This is a genomic window from Klebsiella sp. YJ (assembly GCF_002108615.1).
GTDB lineage: Bacteria > Pseudomonadota > Gammaproteobacteria > Enterobacterales > Enterobacteriaceae > Klebsiella > Klebsiella planticola.
Map to the genome: position 1 here is coordinate 217,707 of NZ_MTEG01000007.1, position 19,132 is coordinate 236,838.

General features: G+C 57.9%; 15 protein-coding genes, 1 tRNA gene and 1 pseudogene. 6 read left to right on the top strand and 11 right to left on the bottom strand.

The features are described from left to right. Positions 1 to 5: 5 nt before the first annotated feature. Positions 6 to 1,478 carry an MdtP family multidrug efflux transporter outer membrane subunit gene (locus tag BV390_RS09895; protein ID WP_172619927.1) on the top strand — a complete coding sequence of 491 codons (1,473 nt, stop codon included), beginning with the start codon at positions 6 to 8 and terminating at the stop codon, positions 1,476 to 1,478. A 28-nt stretch (positions 1,479 to 1,506) separates the two neighbouring features. Here the strand turns inward: BV390_RS09895 and BV390_RS09900 are convergent, their stop codons facing one another. After that, a complete protein-coding gene (locus tag BV390_RS09900; protein WP_085396869.1) occupies positions 1,507 to 4,236 on the bottom strand; it encodes a LuxR C-terminal-related transcriptional regulator in 2,730 nt (909 codons plus the stop codon). A 197-nt stretch (positions 4,237 to 4,433) separates the two neighbouring features. On the opposite strand from BV390_RS09900, the gene BV390_RS09905 reads away from it, so the two are divergent. The 3 genes from BV390_RS09905 to BV390_RS09915 all read left to right on the top strand — a co-directional run bounded on the left by BV390_RS09905 (position 4,434) and on the right by BV390_RS09915 (position 7,256). Next, a complete protein-coding gene (locus BV390_RS09905) occupies positions 4,434 to 5,213 on the top strand; it encodes an acetoin reductase (protein WP_032690828.1) in 780 nt (259 codons plus the stop codon). 201 nt (positions 5,214 to 5,414) lie between these two features. Further along, entirely contained in the window at positions 5,415 to 6,053 is a 639-nt protein-coding gene (locus tag BV390_RS09910; RefSeq protein ID WP_049266593.1) for a TetR/AcrR family transcriptional regulator, read from the top strand. 27 nt (positions 6,054 to 6,080) lie between these two features. After that, positions 6,081 to 7,256, top strand: a complete 1,176-nt coding sequence (locus BV390_RS09915) for a TCR/Tet family MFS transporter (protein ID WP_064384432.1) — start codon at positions 6,081 to 6,083, stop codon at positions 7,254 to 7,256. A gap of 76 nt (positions 7,257 to 7,332) precedes the next feature. Here BV390_RS09915 and BV390_RS09920 read toward each other — a convergent pair whose 3' ends face one another. From BV390_RS09920 to BV390_RS09930, 3 genes are all read right to left on the bottom strand, one after another. Continuing rightward, positions 7,333 to 8,886, bottom strand: a complete 1,554-nt coding sequence (locus BV390_RS09920; RefSeq protein ID WP_032690824.1) for a peptide MFS transporter — start codon at positions 8,884 to 8,886, stop codon at positions 7,333 to 7,335. A gap of 571 nt (positions 8,887 to 9,457) precedes the next feature. After that, a complete protein-coding gene (locus BV390_RS09925) occupies positions 9,458 to 9,895 on the bottom strand; it encodes an HNH endonuclease (protein WP_223306633.1) in 438 nt (145 codons plus the stop codon). Positions 9,896 to 10,076: 181 nt separating this feature from the next. Further along, complete coding sequence (locus tag BV390_RS09930) at positions 10,077 to 10,463, bottom strand: VOC family protein (RefSeq protein WP_032698821.1); 387 nt, start codon at positions 10,461 to 10,463, stop codon at positions 10,077 to 10,079. 91 nt (positions 10,464 to 10,554) lie between these two features. Between BV390_RS09930 and BV390_RS31920 the strand changes: the two are divergent. After that, positions 10,555 to 10,653: pseudogene (locus BV390_RS31920) on the top strand (type VI secretion system tube protein Hcp); the annotation flags it as partial. Between the two features lie 409 nt (positions 10,654 to 11,062). On the opposite strand, the gene BV390_RS09940 reads toward BV390_RS31920, so the two are convergent. Both BV390_RS09940 and actS read right to left on the bottom strand, forming a co-directional pair. Beyond that, positions 11,063 to 11,136 (bottom strand) — tRNA-Gly (locus tag BV390_RS09940). 80 nt (positions 11,137 to 11,216) lie between these two features. Next, on the bottom strand, positions 11,217 to 11,939 hold the full coding sequence (actS, locus tag BV390_RS09945; RefSeq protein WP_064384448.1) for an amidase activator ActS: 723 nt from the start codon (positions 11,937 to 11,939) through the stop codon (positions 11,217 to 11,219). Positions 11,940 to 12,170: 231 nt separating this feature from the next. Between actS and idi the strand changes: the two genes are divergently transcribed. After that, a complete protein-coding gene (gene idi / locus BV390_RS09950; RefSeq protein WP_032690820.1) occupies positions 12,171 to 12,725 on the top strand; it encodes an isopentenyl-diphosphate Delta-isomerase in 555 nt (184 codons plus the stop codon). Between the two features lie 117 nt (positions 12,726 to 12,842). Here the strand turns inward: idi and lysS are convergent, their stop codons facing one another. From lysS to xerD, 5 genes are all read right to left on the bottom strand, one after another. Further along, positions 12,843 to 14,360 (bottom strand): lysine--tRNA ligase, encoded by a 1,518-nt coding sequence (gene lysS, locus BV390_RS09955; RefSeq protein WP_085396871.1) that lies wholly within the window; start codon positions 14,358 to 14,360, stop codon positions 12,843 to 12,845. A gap of 9 nt (positions 14,361 to 14,369) precedes the next feature. Continuing rightward, positions 14,370 to 15,468 (bottom strand): peptide chain release factor 2 gene (gene prfB, locus BV390_RS09960; RefSeq protein WP_099001586.1). Its coding sequence is split into 2 segments (ribosomal slippage): positions 14,370 to 15,392 and positions 15,394 to 15,468, totalling 1,098 coding nucleotides; the frame shifts between segments, so codons are not numbered across the junction. Positions 15,469 to 15,590: 122 nt separating this feature from the next. Further along, the gene (gene recJ / locus BV390_RS09970) at positions 15,591 to 17,324 is read right to left on the bottom strand and encodes a single-stranded-DNA-specific exonuclease RecJ (protein ID WP_032696678.1); all 1,734 of its coding nucleotides are present in this window, start codon (positions 17,322 to 17,324) and stop codon (positions 15,591 to 15,593) included. Between the two features lie 5 nt (positions 17,325 to 17,329). Beyond that, positions 17,330 to 18,043: a bifunctional protein-disulfide isomerase/oxidoreductase DsbC gene (gene dsbC, locus BV390_RS09975; RefSeq protein WP_032690818.1), complete on the bottom strand. Its 714-nt coding sequence runs from the start codon at positions 18,041 to 18,043 to the stop codon at positions 17,330 to 17,332. Positions 18,044 to 18,065: 22 nt separating this feature from the next. Continuing rightward, the gene (gene xerD, locus BV390_RS09980) at positions 18,066 to 18,962 is read right to left on the bottom strand and encodes a site-specific tyrosine recombinase XerD (protein WP_085396872.1); all 897 of its coding nucleotides are present in this window, start codon (positions 18,960 to 18,962) and stop codon (positions 18,066 to 18,068) included. Positions 18,963 to 19,132: the final 170 nt, after the last annotated feature.

The following is a 19,132-nucleotide window of genomic DNA, read 5'->3' on the forward strand; positions in this document are numbered from 1 at the left end:
CAAAAATGGACACCGCAGCCCGCTTCCTGCGCTACTCACCGCTCGCCTTCGTCCTGACGCTGGTCACCGGCTGCGCGTTAATTCAGGACGATCCGGGCCAGGTCACTATCGTGAACCCGCAGCAGGCTGAACTCGCGCAGGTGATTCACCTGGCCAACAGCGGCTGGCCAGCAGCCAGATGGTGGGAGGGTTATCACGATGCCCAGCTTAATATGCTGGTCAACCGTGCGCTGCAAAACTCCCCGACCATGCAGGCCGCCCGGCTGCGGATTGCGCAATCGCAGTCCACCGTAGAACTGGCGCAGTCGGCAATGGGTGTCCAGGCCACCGCCGTGGCGGCCCAGAACCGGCTGCGGGTTACCAACAAGCAGTTCACCTGGCCCTACTCTTACTCGCTGCCGGTCGATAAAAACGGTCCGTGGTACACCCTGAACACCGTCGGCGTCGGTGCCACGCTGAATATTGATTTATGGGGTGCCGATCGCGCCCGCGTTGCCGCCGCCATTGGCGAGAAAAATGCGCGTCAGGCGGAAACGGCGGGAATCGAGCTGGATCTCGCCAGCAGCGTGGCGCAGCTGTACTTTGCCATGCAGGCCACCTTCCAGAAGATGACGTTGTTGAATCAGCTGGAAGAGATTGCCCGTCTCTCTGTGCAGGCCCATGAGCACCGTACCCAGCGCGGCGTTGAGGATAGCGTGGATATCGCCAATGCCCAGGCCGAGCTGCTGGCGGCGCAGCAGCAGGTCATTACGGCAAACGGGACGCTGACGCAGTACCGGGAAACATTGCGGGCGCTGATCGGCGCCGATGCGCACAGCATGCCGGAGATCCACCCGGTCCCCCTGCCGACGCTACAGGAAACGCTGCCCGACTCGCTCTCCTTTGAACTGCTGGCCCGCCGCCCGGATCTCCAGGCGCTGCGCGGCTATGTCACGGCGTCATTAAGCCAGGTCGATGCGGCGAAGGCGGCGTTTTACCCGCACTTTGATATCAAGGCCTTCTGGGGATACAACGCCCTGAGCGTCGGGGATCTGTTTAAATCGTCCTTCCAGCAGATCAACCTGCTGCCGGGGCTGTATCTGCCGATCTTCGACGGCGGCCGGCTGAATGCCAATCTGCAATCGGTCCGTACCGCCAGCAATATTCTGATCAAACAGTACAACCAGGCGGTACTGGATGCCGTGCGCGATGTGGCGATCGGCTCCAGCGAGCTGAACGATCTTAATCAGCAGGTGGTGCTGCAGAAGCTGAAGGTGACGGCCGCCATGGCCACCTCCCGCAGCGCCAGCGCCCACTATCAGCGGGGGCTGGTCAGCTACTATGCGGCTCAGGAAGCGCGTCGGCCCGTCATCGCCCAGCAATTGCTCCTGCTGGATATCGAGGCGCAGCGGCTGAGCAGCGACATTACGCTGATTAAGGCATTAGGCGGAGACTACCGCGGCCCGGCGCTGGAGAATCTGGGGAAAGAGACGCGCTGAGGCGCCCCTTGCGTACCGGCGAGCGGGGTCAGCTGAATAACTGCCACTCGCGCGCCTGGTTCACCGCCTGAATCCGGCCATTGACCTGCAGCTTTTCGTACAGCTGCTTGAGATGCCACTTCACGGTTTCGGCCGTAATTCCCAGGGCCCGCGCGATCTCTTTGTTGGAGTAGCCTTCGGCGATCAGCCCCAGCGTCTGCTGCTCCCGCTCGGTGAGGCGAAGCTGCGCGGGCGCCCGACGGCTGATGGTCGGCAAGATCCCGGCGGCGCTGAATCTGGCGAGATGCTGCGCCAGCGCGTCGCTGAAGACCTCGTCGTGCCCCCCGCGTTGCTGGATAGCCGCCAGTAATGAGGCCATCTCTTCTCCACCATCAAACAGGCTGCGCCACAGCTTCTGCTGAAAAGCGCGACGCAGCGTCGGGATCGCCAGCGTTATCGCCCTCTCCCGTTCCCCGGCGCGCCACAGGGCGACGGTCTGAATAAGCCGCAGGCGTACGGCAAACAGCCACTCGCCGCCGCGCTCCTGCTCAGCGGCCAGCGTATCGAGCTGCCGCGCCGCCGCCAGCGGTTGTCCGCCGGCCATCAGCATCCGGCTCTGACTGAGGGTTAAACAGGCGCTGACCACATCATTTTTCTCCGCGCCGAGGGTCAGCCCCTGAAGGCGAAGAAGCAAACTGTCGGCCGCCGTGCGATCGCCTGCGTGGAGCGCATTGGCAATACGCTCAGCCAGCAGCGGCGCCTGCGCCCGCAGCCATCCACGCTGAACCGCCAGGCCTTCGGCATGCAGCAGCAGCGATGTCATCTCATCCGTCTGACCATGACGTTGCGCCAGCCTCGCCAGCACGATATAGCAGCGGCTAAACCCATCCGGCGGACAAAAGTCATCGATCATCTCAAGACGTAGCGTCAGCAGAGTGGGGATGCGCTGCACTTCCCCCTGCTCCCAGGCGATTTCGGCCAGAATCGGCGCCAGGGTGGCGCCGCTGCTGGAGTGAGGGCCGGTCTGCTGTTCAGCATACTGGAGCGCCCGCCCCGCCTGCCGCTGCGCTTCGGCCAGATTGCCCTGACGCAGGTATCCCTGGGCCATCACAAACGCCCGGTAGACCTCCACGAACAGGTTGCGGTTCGCCACCCGCACACCCGACACCCGCTGCTGGACATCCAGCGCCTGTTGCGGCCGGGCGTTCGCCAGATGGCAGTAGCTGAGAATATTGCACACCAGGCCATCCACCCAGATATCGCCGCAGGGCACCTCGTGCAGCAGCGGTTCCACGATAGCAATACTCTGGGCAATATTGTCGGCGAAAGCTTCGCAGATCGCCCGAACGACGCGGAGCTTCACCCACGAACTGTGGGCCATCGCGCTGCGGTTGGCGACCGCCAGCGACTCAATGGCGTCCAGCAGCTGGCGGGCATCGTGGAAACGAAAGCGGTGCGCGAGCGCCCAGGCGAGGTTCGTTTGCAGCTCGATGCGGGAAGGGTCCAGATTTGCCGGCAGATAGCGGATCCAGCGCACCATCGTCTCGATATCGCCCTCTTCCGCCAGCGACTGCACGCCGGCCTCTGCATGCCCGGCCCCCGTTTTTCCGGCTTCCAGCGCATGGCGAATCGCCTCTGCCCACAGCTGCTGGCCGGCAAACCAGTTGCTGGCCTGTTCATGCAGCACGCGGATATCCACTTCCGCACTGTGCTGCAGACGATACAGCAGCGCTTCGCGCATCAGCGGGTGGTAGCGGAACCAGAACCCGTCGGCATCGAGGGCCGAGAGAAACAGATTGTGCCGGGCTATCCATTCCAGCATGGCTTCCCCGTTGCGTTTCCCGGTCACAGCATCGCACAGCGATGGATGCAGGCGGTTGAGTATTGAGGTTTGCAGAAGAAAGTCCAATACCCCGGCGGGCAATGGCGCAAAGATCACCTCTTCCAGATAGCGAAAGAGGGCGCGGGAGGTGGTATTCAGCTTGCCGTCGCTCGGGCAACAATGGGCGCTGCCGCTTGCTAAAGCCGCCATTTTCATACCGGCAACCCACCCTTCCGTGCGGGCAATCAAGCGCGGAATCTCCTGCGGGTCCGGTGCCGGGGAGATCGACGTTGCAAAATAGGTTCTGGCCTCCTCAGCATTAAACCGCAGCGCATGGTCATCGATCTCCACCAGCCGATCCTCCATGTGCAGGCGACTCAGCGCCAGGTGCGGCTGGCTGCGGCTGGAAATAATCAGATGCAGAGACGGCGGCGCATGGTTCAGCAGCCAGTTCAGACCATCATCAATCTCCGGGTGAGCAATATTCTGGTAATCATCGAGGATCAGAGACAGCGAAATCGGATAACGGTGCAGCTGGTTGACGAGCCCGGCGAGAAACAGCCGGAAGTCGTCTCCGGGGGCGCTTTCCGGCAGAGTATTCGCCGCTTGCCAGAGCGGTCGCAGCGCCGCCTGCAGATAGCGCATAAACAGCAAGGGCGTGCTGTCATCTTCGTCAAGGCTCAGCCAGGCCAGCGTATCGCCCTGCTGCTGCCGATGCTGATACCACTGGGCCAGCAGCGTGGTTTTGCCGAACCCGGCGGGTGCGCATACCAGCGTCAGCGTGCTGGTGAGCGCGGCATCCAGCCGCTGCAGCAGACGATCGCGCGGCTGCAATACCCCCGGTGAGCGCGGCGGCGTAAAGCGAGTCGCGATAAGCGGCAAGGTGCGCGCAAGGCGGAACGGTTCTTGATGAACAAACCCGCTCAATGCGTCATCCCTCGGGGGTAATAATTCCATAGCGCCATAACCTCCTCATCCCGTGCATACGCCATTATCCCCCCCAACCGGGGGGTAGGCCACGTTTATCCATACCTATAAAGTAGTTTTATCCTTTGCCGCTGATGGGCAGTACGCCAGGCCTGCGCCTGCGTGCAGCGAACCTTTTCTCCATCAGGCATCCATCGTTTCTTAATCAGTACAAGGTATGTACAGAAATGGCTATCGAAAATAAAGTTGCATTAGTCACCGGCGCCGGTCAGGGCATTGGCCGCGGTATTGCTTTACGTCTGGCCAAAGAGGGTGCGTCGTTGATGCTTGTCGACGTGAACCCGGAAGGGATTGCGGCGGTCGCCGCCGAAGTTGAAGCGCTGGGCCGTAAGGCCGCCACCTTCGTGGCGAATATTGCTGAACGTGACCAGGTGTATGCCGCCATTGATCGGGCGGAAAAAGAGCTGGGCGGCTTTGATATCATCGTGAACAACGCGGGGATTGCCCAGGTGCAGGCGCTCGCCGACGTGACCCCTGAAGAGGTCGATCGCATCATGCGTATCAACGTTCAGGGGACGCTATGGGGCATTCAGGCCGCGGCGAAAAAATTCATCGACCGTAAGCAAAACGGCAAAATCATTAACGCCTGCTCCATTGCCGGACACGACGGTTTTGCTCTGCTGGGGATCTATTCCGCCACTAAATTTGCCGTTCGCGCCCTGACCCAGGCGGCGGCGAAAGAGTATGCCAGCCGCGGGATCACCGTGAACGCCTACTGCCCGGGGATTGTGGGGACCGGCATGTGGACCGAAATCGATAAGCGTTTTGCCGAAATTACCGGTGCGCCGGTCGGTGAGACCTATAAAAAATATGTTGAAGGGATTGCGCTCGGCCGTGCGGAAACGCCGGACGATGTGGCGAGCCTGGTCTCCTATCTGGCCGGCCCGGATTCCGACTATATTACCGGTCAGTCGATCCTGATCGATGGCGGGATTGTTTACCGTTAATCCTCGACCCGGGTTGTCATTTGTGCCAGCCCGGTCAACCGCCCACTCCGTTTTGTCTCCTCTCTTCTCTTAGCATTCGTAACCGTACTCGCCCTGTGTCAACGCAGCAGCAAAAGTGCTGGATTTAATTTTATACCGATCATAAACTTTTACCAGGTAAAAATTAAATCGCCAGCAGAGACCTGTTGAGGGAGCGCATCAATGAGTACCCGGCAAAAAGCGGAAGGATTGCGTGAGCAAAAAAAGCGCCTTACGCGCCAGCAGCTTTCCAATACCGCCACCGAACTGTTTATCAAGCAGGGCTTTGATAACGTCACCGTAAGCGATATTGCCGCCGCGGCGAAGGTATCGAAAATGACCGTATTTAACTACTTCCCACGCAAGGAAGAGCTCTACTTCGATCGCATCGACGAAATCCACCAGTTACTGCAGGACGCCCTGGAACGTCACCGTACGCTGGCGCCGGTGGCGGTGTTCAGGGCCCTGACCCGGGAACTGATTGAGCAGGAGCATCCGCTTATCAGGATCGATCGGCGGGTTGCCGACTTCTGGCAAGGAGTGGCCGCAAGCCCGGCACTGCGGGTATATGCCCTGGAACAGTTTGCCGAACTGACGCAGGCGCTCAGTAACATGCTCGCTGCGCGCCTCTCTGCGCCTGAGCACAATCCCGTTGCCGCTCTGATTGCCAGCATCATCCTGAATAGCTGGCGTATCGCTTTTAGCGACGCACTGCGCCAGCCCGAACATCTTGCCCCCGCCGTTCGCCAGCGCTTTCTGACACTGCTGGAAAACGGATTTCGCGCCGCTGAAGCGGCGGCCCAGGATACGCCCTATGCCTGAGCCACGCGGCAAATACTGAACGCCATTATGAACAGAACCCTTAGCGTTATTTTTATGACCATCTGGCTCGATGCTGTGGGCATCGGGCTGATTTTTCCGATTCTGCCACAGTTGCTCAAAGAGGTGATGCATACCGCGGATATCGCCCATTACATGGGGATCCTGGCGGCGCTGTATGCCCTGATGCAGTTTATCTTCGCCCCGCTGCTTGGCGCGCTAAGCGATAATTTTGGCCGACGGCCGGTGCTGCTGGTCTCCCTGGCCGGAGCGGTGGTTAACTACCTGATAATGGCCTTTGCCAGCCATCTGTGGCTACTGTTGCTCGGGCGGGCCATCGCCGGACTGACCAGCGCGAATATCGCGGTGGCGATGGCATGGCTGACGGACATTACGCCCGCCGGGAAACGCGCCAGCCGTTTTGGGCTATTTAACGCCACGTTTGGCGCAGGCTTTATTATCGGCCCGGTGCTCGGTGGCGTACTGGGAGATTACGGTGTCCGGCTGCCCTTTTTCGTCGCCGCGGTGCTGAACAGCGCGAACGTTCTGCTGGCCCTCTTCGCCTTACAAGAGTCGCGCCAGCCGGCCAGGCAGAAAATGGCGCTTGCCGGGCTTAATCCCCTGCGCCCCATGCGCTGGCTCTTCTCCGTCAAAGGACTGCTGACTATCGCGCTGGTGTTCTTTTTCCTCAGCGCCACCGGCGAGGTCTATGGCATCTGCTGGGCGCTGTGGGGCCAGGATATGTTTCACTGGAACGGTTTATGGATCGGCCTGTCGCTCGCGGCCTTCGGGGTGTGTCAGACCCTGGCGCAGGCATTTTTACCTGGCCCGGCAACCCGTCTGCTGGGAGAGCGCGGGGCGATACTGGGCGGGATAGCCTGCTCCAGCACGGCATTAATAGTCCTGTCGCTGGCCCAGCAGAGCTGGATAGTTTTCGCGGTGATGCCGCTGATTGCCCTCGGCGGTATCGGTACGCCGGCCCTGCAGGCGCTGGCCACCCGCCAGGTACAGGCCGACAACCAGGGGCAGCTTCAGGGGGTGCTGGCGTCAACCGTCAGTCTGGCCTCGATTGTCGCCCCGCTGGTGTTCTCAAGCTTATATTTTGGCTTTCGTACCTGGTGGCCCGGGGCTATCTGGTTATCGGTAGTGGTTCTCTACGTCTTCGCGGTACCGTTGATCTACCGCTGTACCCGCGCGCCGTCCTGACTGGCCTGGCAACCTCAGACGAAAAAAAAGCTGGCGCATTACGCGCCAGCTTACCGAGTGCCCGTTTCCGTTGCCGTCAGGCGTGGGTAACCGGTTTTTGTGCGGTTTTGTTCTGAGTGTTTTCCAGCATCCGGCGCACCGGTACGATCAGCACGCAGAGTACGGCGGCACAGATCAGCAGCGCAATCGAACAACGCGCGAAGAGATCCGGCAGCATATCCAGCTGGTCAGCTTTTACATGACCGCCGATCAGGCCGGCCGCCAGGTTACCCAGCGCACTGGCGCAGAACCACAGCCCCATCATCTGGCCGCGCATTCTTTCCGGCGCCAGCAGCGTCATGGTTGCCAGGCCAATCGGGCTCAGGCACAGCTCGCCCAGGGTCAGCATCAAAATACTGCCTACCAGCCAGAACGGTGATACGCCGGCCCCGCCGTTGTTCAGCACATTCTGTGCCGCCAGCATCATCAGGCCAAAGCCCGCTGCGGCGCAGAGAATGCCGATGACGAATTTGCTGATGCTGCTCGGACGGACGCCATTACGCGCCATGGCCGGCCATGCCCAGCTAAAGACCGGCGCCAGCAGAATAATAAACAGCGCGTTGATTGACTGGAACCACACCGCCGGGATCTCAAAGCTGCCGATCATACGGTTGGTATAATCATTGGCGAACAGGTTGAAGGAGGTCGGCTTCTGCTCAAATGCCGACCAGAAGAAGGCAGCGGAAACCAGCAGAATAAAGCACACCAGCAGACGGGCACGCTCTTTGCGACTCAGTCCGGCGAAGGCAAACAGATAGATGAAATAGAGAACGACCGAAGCGGCAATCACGTATACCAGCATGCTGGCAACGGCAACAGGGTTAACCACAATCACCCCCTGCGCAATCAGCGTGATAATCACTGCGGCACCCACCGCCAGCGCCAGTAGCCAGGCGCCCACGCCGTTCTTCTTCGCCACCGGGCTGTTCCAGGTTGAATCGAGGCCCACTTCGCTGTCGTAGCGCTTCATCGCCGGTACCGCGAAGACCCGGAAGATCACCAGCGCCACCAGCATCCCGATGCCACCGATGCCAAAGCCCCAGTGCCAGCCGTGCGATTTAATCAACCAGCCGGAAATCAGCGGCGCGATGAACGACCCCATGTTGATGCCCATGTAGAACAGCGAGAATCCACCGTCACGACGCGCATCGCCTTTCTTGTACAGCGTGCCGACCATAACCGAGATGCAGGTTTTGAACAGACCCGATCCCAGCACGATAAACATCAGCCCGATAAAGAACAGGTTGTCACCCAACACCGCTGACAGGGCAATCGACAGATGACCCAACGCGATGAGAATCGATCCGTACCAGACCGCCTTTTGCTGGCCCAGCCAGTTATCCGCCAGCCAGCCGCCCGGTAACGCCGCGAGGTACATACTGCCGGCGAAGATACCGACGATCGCCGAGGCATTTTCACGCGCCAGCCCCATGCCGCCGTCGTAAACGGTGGCGGCCATAAACAGTATCAATAAGGGGCGAATACCGTAAAACGAGAATCGCTCCCACATTTCGGTAAAGAACAACGAACCTAGCGGATAAGGATGACCAAAGAAGGTCCGGCTTTCATTTTTATTCACAGAGGAATGCATAACTTCTCCAGATAAGATGCACCGCAGTGCAGAGAGACCGCGGAAAGCGTGTTAGCCATGTTTACACTGGCCAATCATTTACATGAGGCGTGATATTTTTTAACTATTTGATAACCAGCTTCTGGTTTTGTCTAGCCCCTCAACCCCATCTTTTAGATGAAAAGTCGACAAACGTCTACTTTTATAGATTTAAACTTGGCTGACAACAAAATGTGATTGACATCTCAAATGATAATAATGAATACAATTATATGTTTATAAACAATATGTTAGCCAAACAGATATTCATGCTCATGGCGGATACGCATTGCAGATAAAACGCGATAAAAAGTAGGGTAAATACGAGGTTGGTCTTAACGACAGGAGAAAGTAGCGATAAGTCACGCTCTTGATTATTTAGTCACAGAGTGAGGTTCGCACAGGCAACCGATGGCGGGCTGGACAGAAGCCAGTATGACGCTGCCGCAGTATCAAACCTTACGCTTTGCACATATGTTCAGGGGGGAGCCAACGATTTCGCAGAGCCTCTGTCCCCGAACGGGGCGCTGAAAAAGAGCAGCAAAGTCCGCGGCTAACGCCATTTAATTTCGTCGCGGTTGCCTTTTGCAAGATTACAGTCGTGGCATAGCAGCTGGAGGTTATCCAGGCGTAGCGCCAGATGCGGGTATTTACTGCGGGGCCGAATATGATCGACATGGATGACCACCCCATGTTTTGCCGCTGAACGCCCGCAGGCGCTGCAGGCACCGCCATATTTTTTGAGCGCCTGATAGCGAAGCGCGCGCCACTCTCTGGACTGGTAGAACGCAGCAGAGGCACTCACGTCTTTTTCCTCTGCCGTGGCCTGTTGCCGCCGGTTGATCGACTGAAACAACCCCTCGTCATCTTCATCTTTCGTTGCGCGATTGACGCGACGGTACAGCGGACCTTCGCCTTCCTTGCGCCCCCAGGCATCGCGATCTGGTTTGGCGCTTATGGGTTCCGTTTTGTACAGAGTCCTGGCCAACATTTTCACGCCTTTATACAAAAGCCATATGACACAGGCGATGGCTATAAACGACCCCATTTCTCAATCTCTTCAATAACCTGACGCGGTACAGAATAGCAAATATCCGCACTCAGCGCATGGAGTACTGCCCGCCCTCGTCTGCGGACAGGGCCCGCCGTTCTGTCACGCAAGAGCCCCCAAGCTATGGCCAGTCCCGGTTCTGCAGCACCACCCGATAGCCGTCATTATCGACAAATGTTTTGCCGTTGGTATCCCAGTAGGGATTAAACGAACTCATCGCACGAAAACCCGCCTCCGTCATTCTGGCGCACGCCCGCTGCCAGTCTGCTTTATCGGGGTAATACAGCACGAGCAGGTCTTCATCGGTCGGTGCAGGTTGTCGCGGATGATCGTGGCAGTGGGTAAACTCAATATGCCAGGCCAGCTCCGGACGGCCCACCATGATCCCGCTAAAGCCGGCATGGTCGGTAAAATCAGCAATCCGTTGAAGCTCTAATCCCTGGCTGTACATGGCGCAAGCGCGCGCCAGGTCGGTGACGGGTCTGGCAATACGCATATGGCTGAACATGATAACGGGCCTCCCGCTGGTTAAAATAGGTTTCCGGAATGGACAACGCCGCCCCTACTGTACCCGGGTTTCAGATTGCTATTTGTCGAGAAAAGCCGTTGCCACTGGTCAAACGCTAAAGCGTGCTGAGTTCAAATGGTACAAGATCAACGACGCAGGCCAGGAAGCTGAATACTTCAACATGCTGTTATTTAGTCCCTTCAGAAGTTACCCAAGACGCTTTCCTGAAAGGTGTTGGAGATAAGTACCACTCCTTTTTATCAACAGCTGACGGGAGCGCAAAGGTAGACATAAGTGACGGAGCTATTCACCTGTTTACATGGCTCATAAGGCTACATATCGGGCTTAAATGCGGGTGAGCAGTCTGTCGATGAAATGACCATGCCCGGCCAGGCTTTTTCGTTCACGTGTTGCTATCGCGGTGTGACTCTGGAACTACCGCCGACGTTAAGTTAAACGTTCATCTAGCCGTTAACTTTCCGTGACAACTAACCGTGTATTTTTGAGGGGTGGAACGAGAGACTGACATGCTATAAGAGGTAAGAAACTTGTTTCAAAAACAGCGTCTTATTTAAGATGTGTGACCGCAAGAGAAATTCTGGAGCGGGCGAAGGGAATCGAACCCTCGTATAGAGCTTGGGAAGCTCTCGTTCTACCATTGAACTACGCCCGCTTTAAGGTGCGAGGGCCATTATAGACCTTACGCACCGTCTTACAAGACTGAATCACGCTAACTGCTGATAAAATAACCTCTTAGCACTTTGGCTTACTGCCCTGCGGCGGTAAATAGCGCTGTGGATCGATGGCCGTCGCCCGGTAGCGAATCTGGAAATGCAGGCGCACGGAATCGGCGTCGCTACTGCCCATCGTGGCTATCTGCTGACCAATCTTCACGTTCTGACCGTTATTGACCATCATTTTGTCATTATGGGCATAGGCGCTGATGTAATCCTCGCCGTGTTTAATCATGATCAGATTACCGTAACCGCGGAGCTGATTACCGACGTACACCACTTTACCCGCCCCGGCCGCATAAACCGGCTGGCCGCGCGTGCCGGCAATATCAATCCCCTTATTACCACCATCATTTGATGAATAAGGCAGGATAACTTTACCGCTGGTCGGCCAGCGCCAGCAGCGTTGCCCCACCGGTGGCCAGGAGACCGGCGGCAGCGTGGCCGGCGGCTTGCTGGCCGCGGTGCGCTTACCGGCGCTGCTCTTCCCGGATGCACCGCTCCTGGTGGAGCCCGAGGCCGGATTCAGCTTCAGACGCTGTCCAACCTCAATGGTATACGGTGGGGAGATATTATTCAGTCGGGCCAGATCTTTAATGCTGGTACCGGTCGTCCGGGAAATACGGTACAGCGTATCGCCGCGTTTAACGGTGTAGACGGAACCGGAATCAGATGAACTGGAACATCCTGCAATCACCAGGCTGCTGACCAACATCATCATGATAAAAAAGCGTTTTCTCATCAGGCGTCCTGCACTCAGCACAGCTCTCATCTCGTCACAACGGACGACTATCATACCAGCCCGCGGGCAGATCCCCAATCGATACGCGGGCGTTGTCGGATTCGGGTTCCTCCATCAGCAGCGCCAGAAGCGCGTTTTGGTAATGCCTTTCACGTGGTTATCGGCTACCCTAGTGGCGAGTGCGTGACCAGGCGAGTGTATGCCGGGTCATTTTTATTATCAGGAGTTGTCATGACCGGGGAACATGTCATTTTGCTCGATGAGCAAGATAAGCCTGTTGGCAGGCTGGAAAAATATGCCGCCCATACCCTCAATACCCCTTTACACCTCGCCTTTTCCTGCTGGTTATTTAACGACCACGGCCAGCTACTGGTGACGCGTCGTTCACTGGGCAAAAAAGCCTGGCCCGGCGTCTGGACTAACTCCGTCTGCGGACATCCCCAGAGCGGAGAGACCTTTGAACAGGCCGTGACGCGGCGCAGCCGTTTTGAACTGGGCGTTAACATTGCCAACATCGCATCCGTTCATCCGGCCTTTCGTTACCGGGCGGTGGCCCCCAACGGGATTGTCGAAAACGAAGTCTGCCCGGTTTACGCCGCACGCATTATCAGCCCGGTACAGGCTAATAGCGACGAGGTCATGGACTATCAGTGGTGTGAGCTGGAGGATTTACTGCAGGCGTTGGCGCTCACACCGTGGGCCTACAGTCCGTGGATGGTGCTCGAAGCGGCTGATGATAATGCCCGGCTCGCGTTGAGAAACTATGTCGCGCAGCTGCGCTATTAGCCGTATTGCCGGATAGCGGTTCTCCGCCGCCTGTCCGCATCCTCGCGCGCAGCGGGTGCGGAGGTACCAACAAAAAACCCCGGCCTGTAGCCGGGGTTGCGTTTTTGACGGTCGGTCTTATTTAACCGGTCGCATGGCCGGGAACAGGATCACGTCGCGGATGGTGTGGCTGTTGGTAAACAGCATCACCATCCGGTCAATACCGATACCCAGACCCGCAGTCGGCGGCAGACCGTGTTCCAGCGCGGTCACGTAGTCTTCGTCGTAGAACATGGCTTCATCGTCACCAGCAGCTTTCGCATTCACCTGGTCCTGGAAGCGCTGCGCCTGATCTTCCGCATCGTTCAGCTCGCTGAAGCCGTTACCGATTTCACGGCCGCCGATAAAGAACTCAAAGCGGTCGGTAATTTCCGGGTTCTGGTCATTACGGCGCGCCAGCGGAGAGACTTCCGCCGGGTATTCGGTGATAAAGGTCGGCTGAATCAGGTGCGCTTCCGCCACTTCTTCAAAGATCTCGGTCACGATACGGCCCAGACCCCAGCTCTTCTCAACGTGAATGCCGATAGACTCTGCAATCGCTTTTGCGGAATCGAAGTTATCCAGATCCGCCATCTCGGTTTCCGGACGGTATTTCTTGATAGCTTCACGCATGGTCAGTTTTTCAAACGGCTTACCGAAGTCGAAGGTCTGATCGCCATAAGGAACCGCGGTGTTGCCCAGAATATCCTGCGCCAGGGTACGGAACAGGGATTCGGTCAGCTCGATCAGATCTTTATAGTCCGCGTACGCCATGTAGAGTTCCATCATGGTGAACTCTGGGTTATGACGTACGGAGATGCCTTCGTTACGGAAGTTACGGTTGATTTCGAACACGCGTTCGAAGCCGCCCACAACCAGACGCTTCAGATACAGTTCCGGCGCGATACGCAGGTACATGTCCATATCCAGCGCGTTGTGATGGGTGATGAACGGACGGGCAGACGCGCCGCCAGGGATCACCTGCATCATCGGAGTTTCGACTTCCATAAAGCCGCGGCCCACCATGAACTGGCGGATACCGGCCAGAATCTGGGAGCGAACCTTAAAGGTCTTGCGGGATTCGTCGTTGGAGATCAGATCCAGGTAGCGCTGACGGTAGCGCGCTTCCTGATCCTGGAGGCCGTGGAATTTGTCCGGCAGCGGGCGCAGGGCTTTGGTCAGCAGACGCAGTTCGGTGCAGTGGATAGACAGCTCGCCGGTTTTGGTTTTGAACAGCTTACCGCGCGCCGCGATGATATCGCCGAGGTCCCATTTTTTGAACTGCTCGTTGTAGACGCCTTCCGGCAGATCGTCACGCGCGACGTACAGCTGAATGCGACCGCCGACATCCTGCAGAGTGACGAAAGAGGCTTTACCCATAATACGGCGGGTCATCATACGACCAGCAACGGAGACTTCAACGTTCAGTGCTTCCAGCTCTTCGTTTTCTTTCGCATCGAAGTCAGCGTGCAGTTGGTCAGAGGTATGGTCACGACGGAAATCGTTCGGGAACGGGATACCCTGCTCACGAAGCTTAGCCAGCTTTTCACGACGGGCTTTCAGTTCATTATTAAGGTCAATTGCCGCGTCAGCGCCCTGTGCTTGTTGTTCAGACATGTTGGTTCCTCATAACCCTGCTTTCAAACTTGCTTCGATAAATTGATCCAGGCTGCCGTCAAGCACGGCCTGAGTATTACGGGTTTCCACCCCGGTGCGCAGATCTTTAATGCGGGAGTCATCCAGCACGTAAGAACGGATCTGGCTGCCCCAGCCGATGTCGGATTTGGTATCTTCCATCGCCTGCTTCTCGGCATTTTTCTTCTGCATTTCCAGCTCATAAAGCTTGGCTTTCATCTGCTTCATGGCCTGGTCTTTGTTCTTGTGCTGTGAACGGTCGTTCTGGCACTGCGTCACTAAGCCGGTCGGAATGTGGGTGATACGTACCGCGGATTCCGTACGGTTAACGTGCTGACCACCCGCACCGGAGGCGCGGTAAACGTCAATACGCAGGTCCGCCGGATTGATTTCGATATCAATATCGTCATCCACTTCCGGATAGACAAACGCGGAGCTGAAGGAGGTGTGGCGGCGGCCGCCGGAATCGAACGGGCTCTTACGCACCAGGCGGTGGACGCCGGTTTCGGTACGCAGCCAGCCGTAGGCGTAATCGCCGATAATCTTGATGGTCACGGACTTAATGCCCGCCACTTCACCTTCAGACTCTTCAATAATCTCGGTCTTGAAGCCGCGCGCTTCGGCCCAGCGCAGATACATACGCGTCAGCATGCTGGCCCAGTCCTGCGCTTCCGTACCGCCGGAACCGGCCTGAATATCGAGATAGCAATCGGCGCTGTCATACTCGCCGGAGAACATGCGGCGGAACTCAAGCTGCGCCAGCTTCTCTTCCAGCACGTCAAGTTCGGCAACGGCTTCGTTGAAGGTCTCTTCGTCTTCGGCTTCGACAGCCAGCTCCAGCAGTCCGGAAACATCTTCCAGCCCCTGGGACATTTGATCCAACGTCTCAACGATGGCTTCCAGTGAAGAACGCTCTTTACCCAGCGCCTGTGCGCGCTCAGGTTCGTTCCACACGTCCGGCTGTTCCAGCTCGGCGTTTACTTCTTCCAGACGCTCTTTCTTAGCATCGTAGTCAAAGATACCCCCTAAGAACGTCAGAGCGCTCCGTGAGGTCCTGAATGCGGTTTTTTACCGGATTTATTTCAAACATGATCGATTTTCTTTTAATGGATTCGACAAAATGCGGTGATAAGAGCGGAATTGTACCGGATCCCCGCTCTCTTTTATATATACTTCGGCTTTCCGTGAGCCTGTTTGTTGACGGCTTTTTCGTCACACCGGCCAGAGATGGTCGATGATAAGCTGCAGGCTGCGGTTGCCACGGAACTCATTAATATCGAGCTTATAGGCCAACGTCACCTCACGCACGCCGTTATCCGGCCAAATCGAAGTATCAACGTTGAAGGCAATCCCGTCCAGCAGCGGGCCGCCGCCAACCGGTTCAACCATCACTTTAAGATGCCGTTCGCCCACCAGACGCTGCTGTAACAGGCGGAAACGACCGTCAAACAGCGGCTCCGGGAACATCTGTCCCCAGGGCCCCGCCTCGCGGAGCAGATGGGCAACTTCCATGCTCATCTCAGCAGCTTCCAGCGGGCCGTCAGAGACCACTTCCCCCTGCAACAGCGCCGGATCCAGCCACTCGGTGACCAGTTCGCCGAAACGCTGCTGAAACTCCTCAAAGCGCGCCTCTTCCAGCGACAGTCCCGCCGCCATCGCATGGCCGCCGAACTTGAGAATGAGCCCCGGATGCAGCGTATCAAGGCGCTCGAGCGCATCGCGCATGTGCAAACCCTGGATGGAGCGGCCGGAGCCTTTTAACAGTCCGTCGCCGGTTGGGGCGAAGGCGATAACCGGGCGGTGGAAACGCTCTTTAATCCGCGACGCCAGAATCCCGACCACCCCCTGGTGCCACTGCGGATGATACATCGCCAGCCCTCCGGGCAGCGTGTCGCCGCTACGTTCAAGCTGCTGGCACAGCGTGAGCGCTTCCGCCTGCATCCCTTGCTCAATCTCTTTGCGCGTCTGGTTCAGCGCATCCAGTTCATTGGCCAGCATCCGCGCTTCGCCGACGTTATCGCACAACAGCAGCGCCACGCCGACCGACATATCATCCAGCCGGCCTGCCGCATTCAGCCGCGGTCCGAGGGCAAATCCGAGGTCGCTGGCCGCCAGCTTTTGCGGATCGCGGTTGGCAATCTCCAGCAGCGCTTTGATACCCGGACGGCACTTACCGGCACGGATACGGCTCAGCCCTTGCCAGGTGAGAATGCGGTTATTGGCATCCAGCGGCACGACGTCAGCCACCGTCCCGAGCGCGACCAGATCCAGCAGCTCGGCAAGATTCGGCGGCGTGATGCCCCGTTCTGCAAACCAGTTTTTATCGCGCAGGAACGTGCGCAGCGCCAGCATCAAATAAAACGCCACCCCGACGCCGGCCAGCGATTTCGAGGGGAAATCGCAGTCGCGCAGATTGGGGTTCACAATCGCTTCCGCCGCCGGCAGCGTCTCACCCGGCAGATGGTGATCGGTCACGACCACCGGGATCCCCAATGCGTGGGCACGATCGACGCCGGCATGGGAAGAGATGCCGTTATCCACGGTCATGATCATCTGCGCGCCGCGGGCGTGGGCCTGATCGACCACTTCCGGGCTTAACCCGTAGCCATCTTCAAAACGATTTGGCACCAGATAGGAGACATTGCTGTAGCCCAGCGCGCGCAGCGCCAGCACGCTCAGCGCGGTACTGGTGGCGCCATCGGCGTCAAAATCCCCGACCACGACGATATGCCGCTCTTGCCGGAATGCGCCGTAGAGCATCTCAACGGCTTTTTCGATGCCATTCAGCTGCGTCCACGGCAGCATGCCTTTGACGCTGCGCTCCAGCTCCTGGGCATGCAGGACGCCGCGGCTGGCGTATAGCCGCTGCAGCAGCGGCGGCAGGTCGGCGGGGAGCTCAGCCCCTTCAACCACCTCACGGCGGCGTAGTTGTATCTGTGGTTTCACGCGAATTATTTACCGCTTGTCTGTTTTTGATGCTCATCAAGGAAGGCTTTCAGCTCTTTCGGCCCCTGATAGCCCGGAAGCACATAGCCGTTGCTCAGCACCATCGCCGGCGTGCCATTAACGCCGAACTGCACGCCAAGGGTGTAGTGTTTGCTGATATCGAGGTTGCAACTCGCCGTCGGTACGCCTTTGCCGGCCATGGCATCATCCAGCGCTTTGTTACGATCTTTGGCGCACCAGATGGCTTTCATATCCTGCTCGGTCTGGCTTTGCAGCCCCTGACGCGGGAAGGCCAGATAACGCACGGTGATGCCCAGCGCGTTATAGTCGCTCATCTCTTCGTGCAGCTTGTGGCAGTAACCGCAGGTGATGTCGGTGAAAACGGTGATAACGTGTTTTTCCTGCGGCGCTTTATAGATAATCATCTCTTTTTCCAGCGCGTTCAGCTTGCCCACCAGCAGCGCGTTGGTGACGTTTACCGGCTGTGCGCCGCCGACATCATACATCGGCCCCTGGATGACGTGTTTACCGTCATCGGTCACATACAGCACGCCGCTGTCGGTCAGTACGGTGCTCATTCCGGCAACCGGCGATGGCTGAATATCCGTACTCTGTACGCCCAGTTTAGCCAGCGACTGTTTGATAGCCGCGTTATCCGCATGGGCCGCACCGGACAGCGTCGCCGCCAGCAGAGTAAACATCAATAAACCTTTTTTCATACTCAGTCCTTTTATTCAGCACTCACGCCCGCGGGTGGTGCTGTTGATGAAGTTGTCTCAGACGCTCGGTCGCGACATGGGTGTAGATCTGCGTCGTTGAGAGATCGCTGTGTCCCAACAGCATCTGTACCACGCGTAAATCTGCGCCATGGTTAAGTAAATGCGTGGCAAACGCATGGCGTAAAACGTGCGGGGAGAGCTTCGCGCTATCTATCCCGGCCAGCACGGCATAGTGCTTAATCCGATGCCAGAAGGTCTGGCGCGTCATTTGCTGCGCGCGCTGACTTGGAAAAAGGACATCAGATGCCACGCCGTTCAGCAGCCAGGGGCGCCCGTACTCCAGGTAGTTCTCAACCCACAGCACCGCCTCTTCGCCAAGCGGGACCAGCCGTTCTTTATTGCCTTTGCCCACCACCCGCAGGACGCCCTGGCGCAGGCTGATGTCGCTCATCGTCAGGCCCACCAGTTCCGACACGCGCAGGCCGGTCGCGTACAGCACCTCAAGCATCGCTTTATCGCGGAGTTCCAGAGGCTGCTCGACCAGCGGCGCCTGCAGCAGACGCTCGACCTGAGCTTCACTGAGATCTTTCGGCAGCCGCTGCGGTAGCTTCGGCGACGCCAGCAGCGCGCTGGGGTCATCCGGACGAATTTTCTCCCGATAGAGGTGCTGGAAGAAACGGCGCACGGCGCTCAACAGCCGCGCGGTACTGGTGGCTTTATAGCCGCCCGTTTGTCTCTCGGCCAGCAGCGCCTGAAGATCCTCGCCGCTCACGCTAACCAGCGACGACTCGCGATGATGCAGCCATTCCACTACCATCGTCAGATCCCGACGGTAGGCGCTCAGCGTATTTTCCGCCAGATTGCGCTCCAGCCACAAGGTATCAAGAAACTGTTCGATTCGTGCGAGATCCTCTTTCACATCGCCCTCTTTGCTCGTTAAAACGGCTTCAGTATACCCAAATAAGTGGCCCGGCTGGGCAAAAACGGCTGCGCTGTTTTTCCCCGACTGGCTGGCCGCACAGCTTAAGTATGCGGCTGACGGCGGCTTTCTGATAAACTAGCCGCAAAATCACCGCATGAATTGAGATG

What these genes read in the sequence shown, in the direction of transcription:
- BV390_RS09925 (WP_223306633.1), bottom strand. Translation starts at nt 9,895, where the DNA reads ATGTTGGCCAGGACTCTGTACAAAACGGAACCCATAAGCGCCAAACCA.
- BV390_RS09930 (WP_032698821.1), bottom strand. Translation starts at nt 10,463, where the DNA reads ATGTTCAGCCATATGCGTATTGCCAGACCCGTCACCGACCTGGCGCGC.
- idi (WP_032690820.1), top strand. Translation starts at nt 12,171, where the DNA reads ATGACCGGGGAACATGTCATTTTGCTCGATGAGCAAGATAAGCCTGTT.
- lysS (WP_085396871.1), bottom strand. Translation starts at nt 14,360, where the DNA reads ATGTCTGAACAACAAGCACAGGGCGCTGACGCGGCAATTGACCTTAAT.
- dsbC (WP_032690818.1), bottom strand. Translation starts at nt 18,043, where the DNA reads ATGAAAAAAGGTTTATTGATGTTTACTCTGCTGGCGGCGACGCTGTCC.
- BV390_RS09915 (WP_064384432.1), top strand. Translation starts at nt 6,081, where the DNA reads ATGAACAGAACCCTTAGCGTTATTTTTATGACCATCTGGCTCGATGCT.
- BV390_RS09905 (WP_032690828.1), top strand. Translation starts at nt 4,434, where the DNA reads ATGGCTATCGAAAATAAAGTTGCATTAGTCACCGGCGCCGGTCAGGGC.
- BV390_RS09895 (WP_172619927.1), top strand. Translation starts at nt 6, where the DNA reads ATGGACACCGCAGCCCGCTTCCTGCGCTACTCACCGCTCGCCTTCGTC.
- BV390_RS09910 (WP_049266593.1), top strand. Translation starts at nt 5,415, where the DNA reads ATGAGTACCCGGCAAAAAGCGGAAGGATTGCGTGAGCAAAAAAAGCGC.
- BV390_RS09900 (WP_085396869.1), bottom strand. Translation starts at nt 4,236, where the DNA reads ATGGAATTATTACCCCCGAGGGATGACGCATTGAGCGGGTTTGTTCAT.
- BV390_RS09920 (WP_032690824.1), bottom strand. Translation starts at nt 8,886, where the DNA reads ATGCATTCCTCTGTGAATAAAAATGAAAGCCGGACCTTCTTTGGTCAT.
- actS (WP_064384448.1), bottom strand. Translation starts at nt 11,939, where the DNA reads ATGAGAAAACGCTTTTTTATCATGATGATGTTGGTCAGCAGCCTGGTG.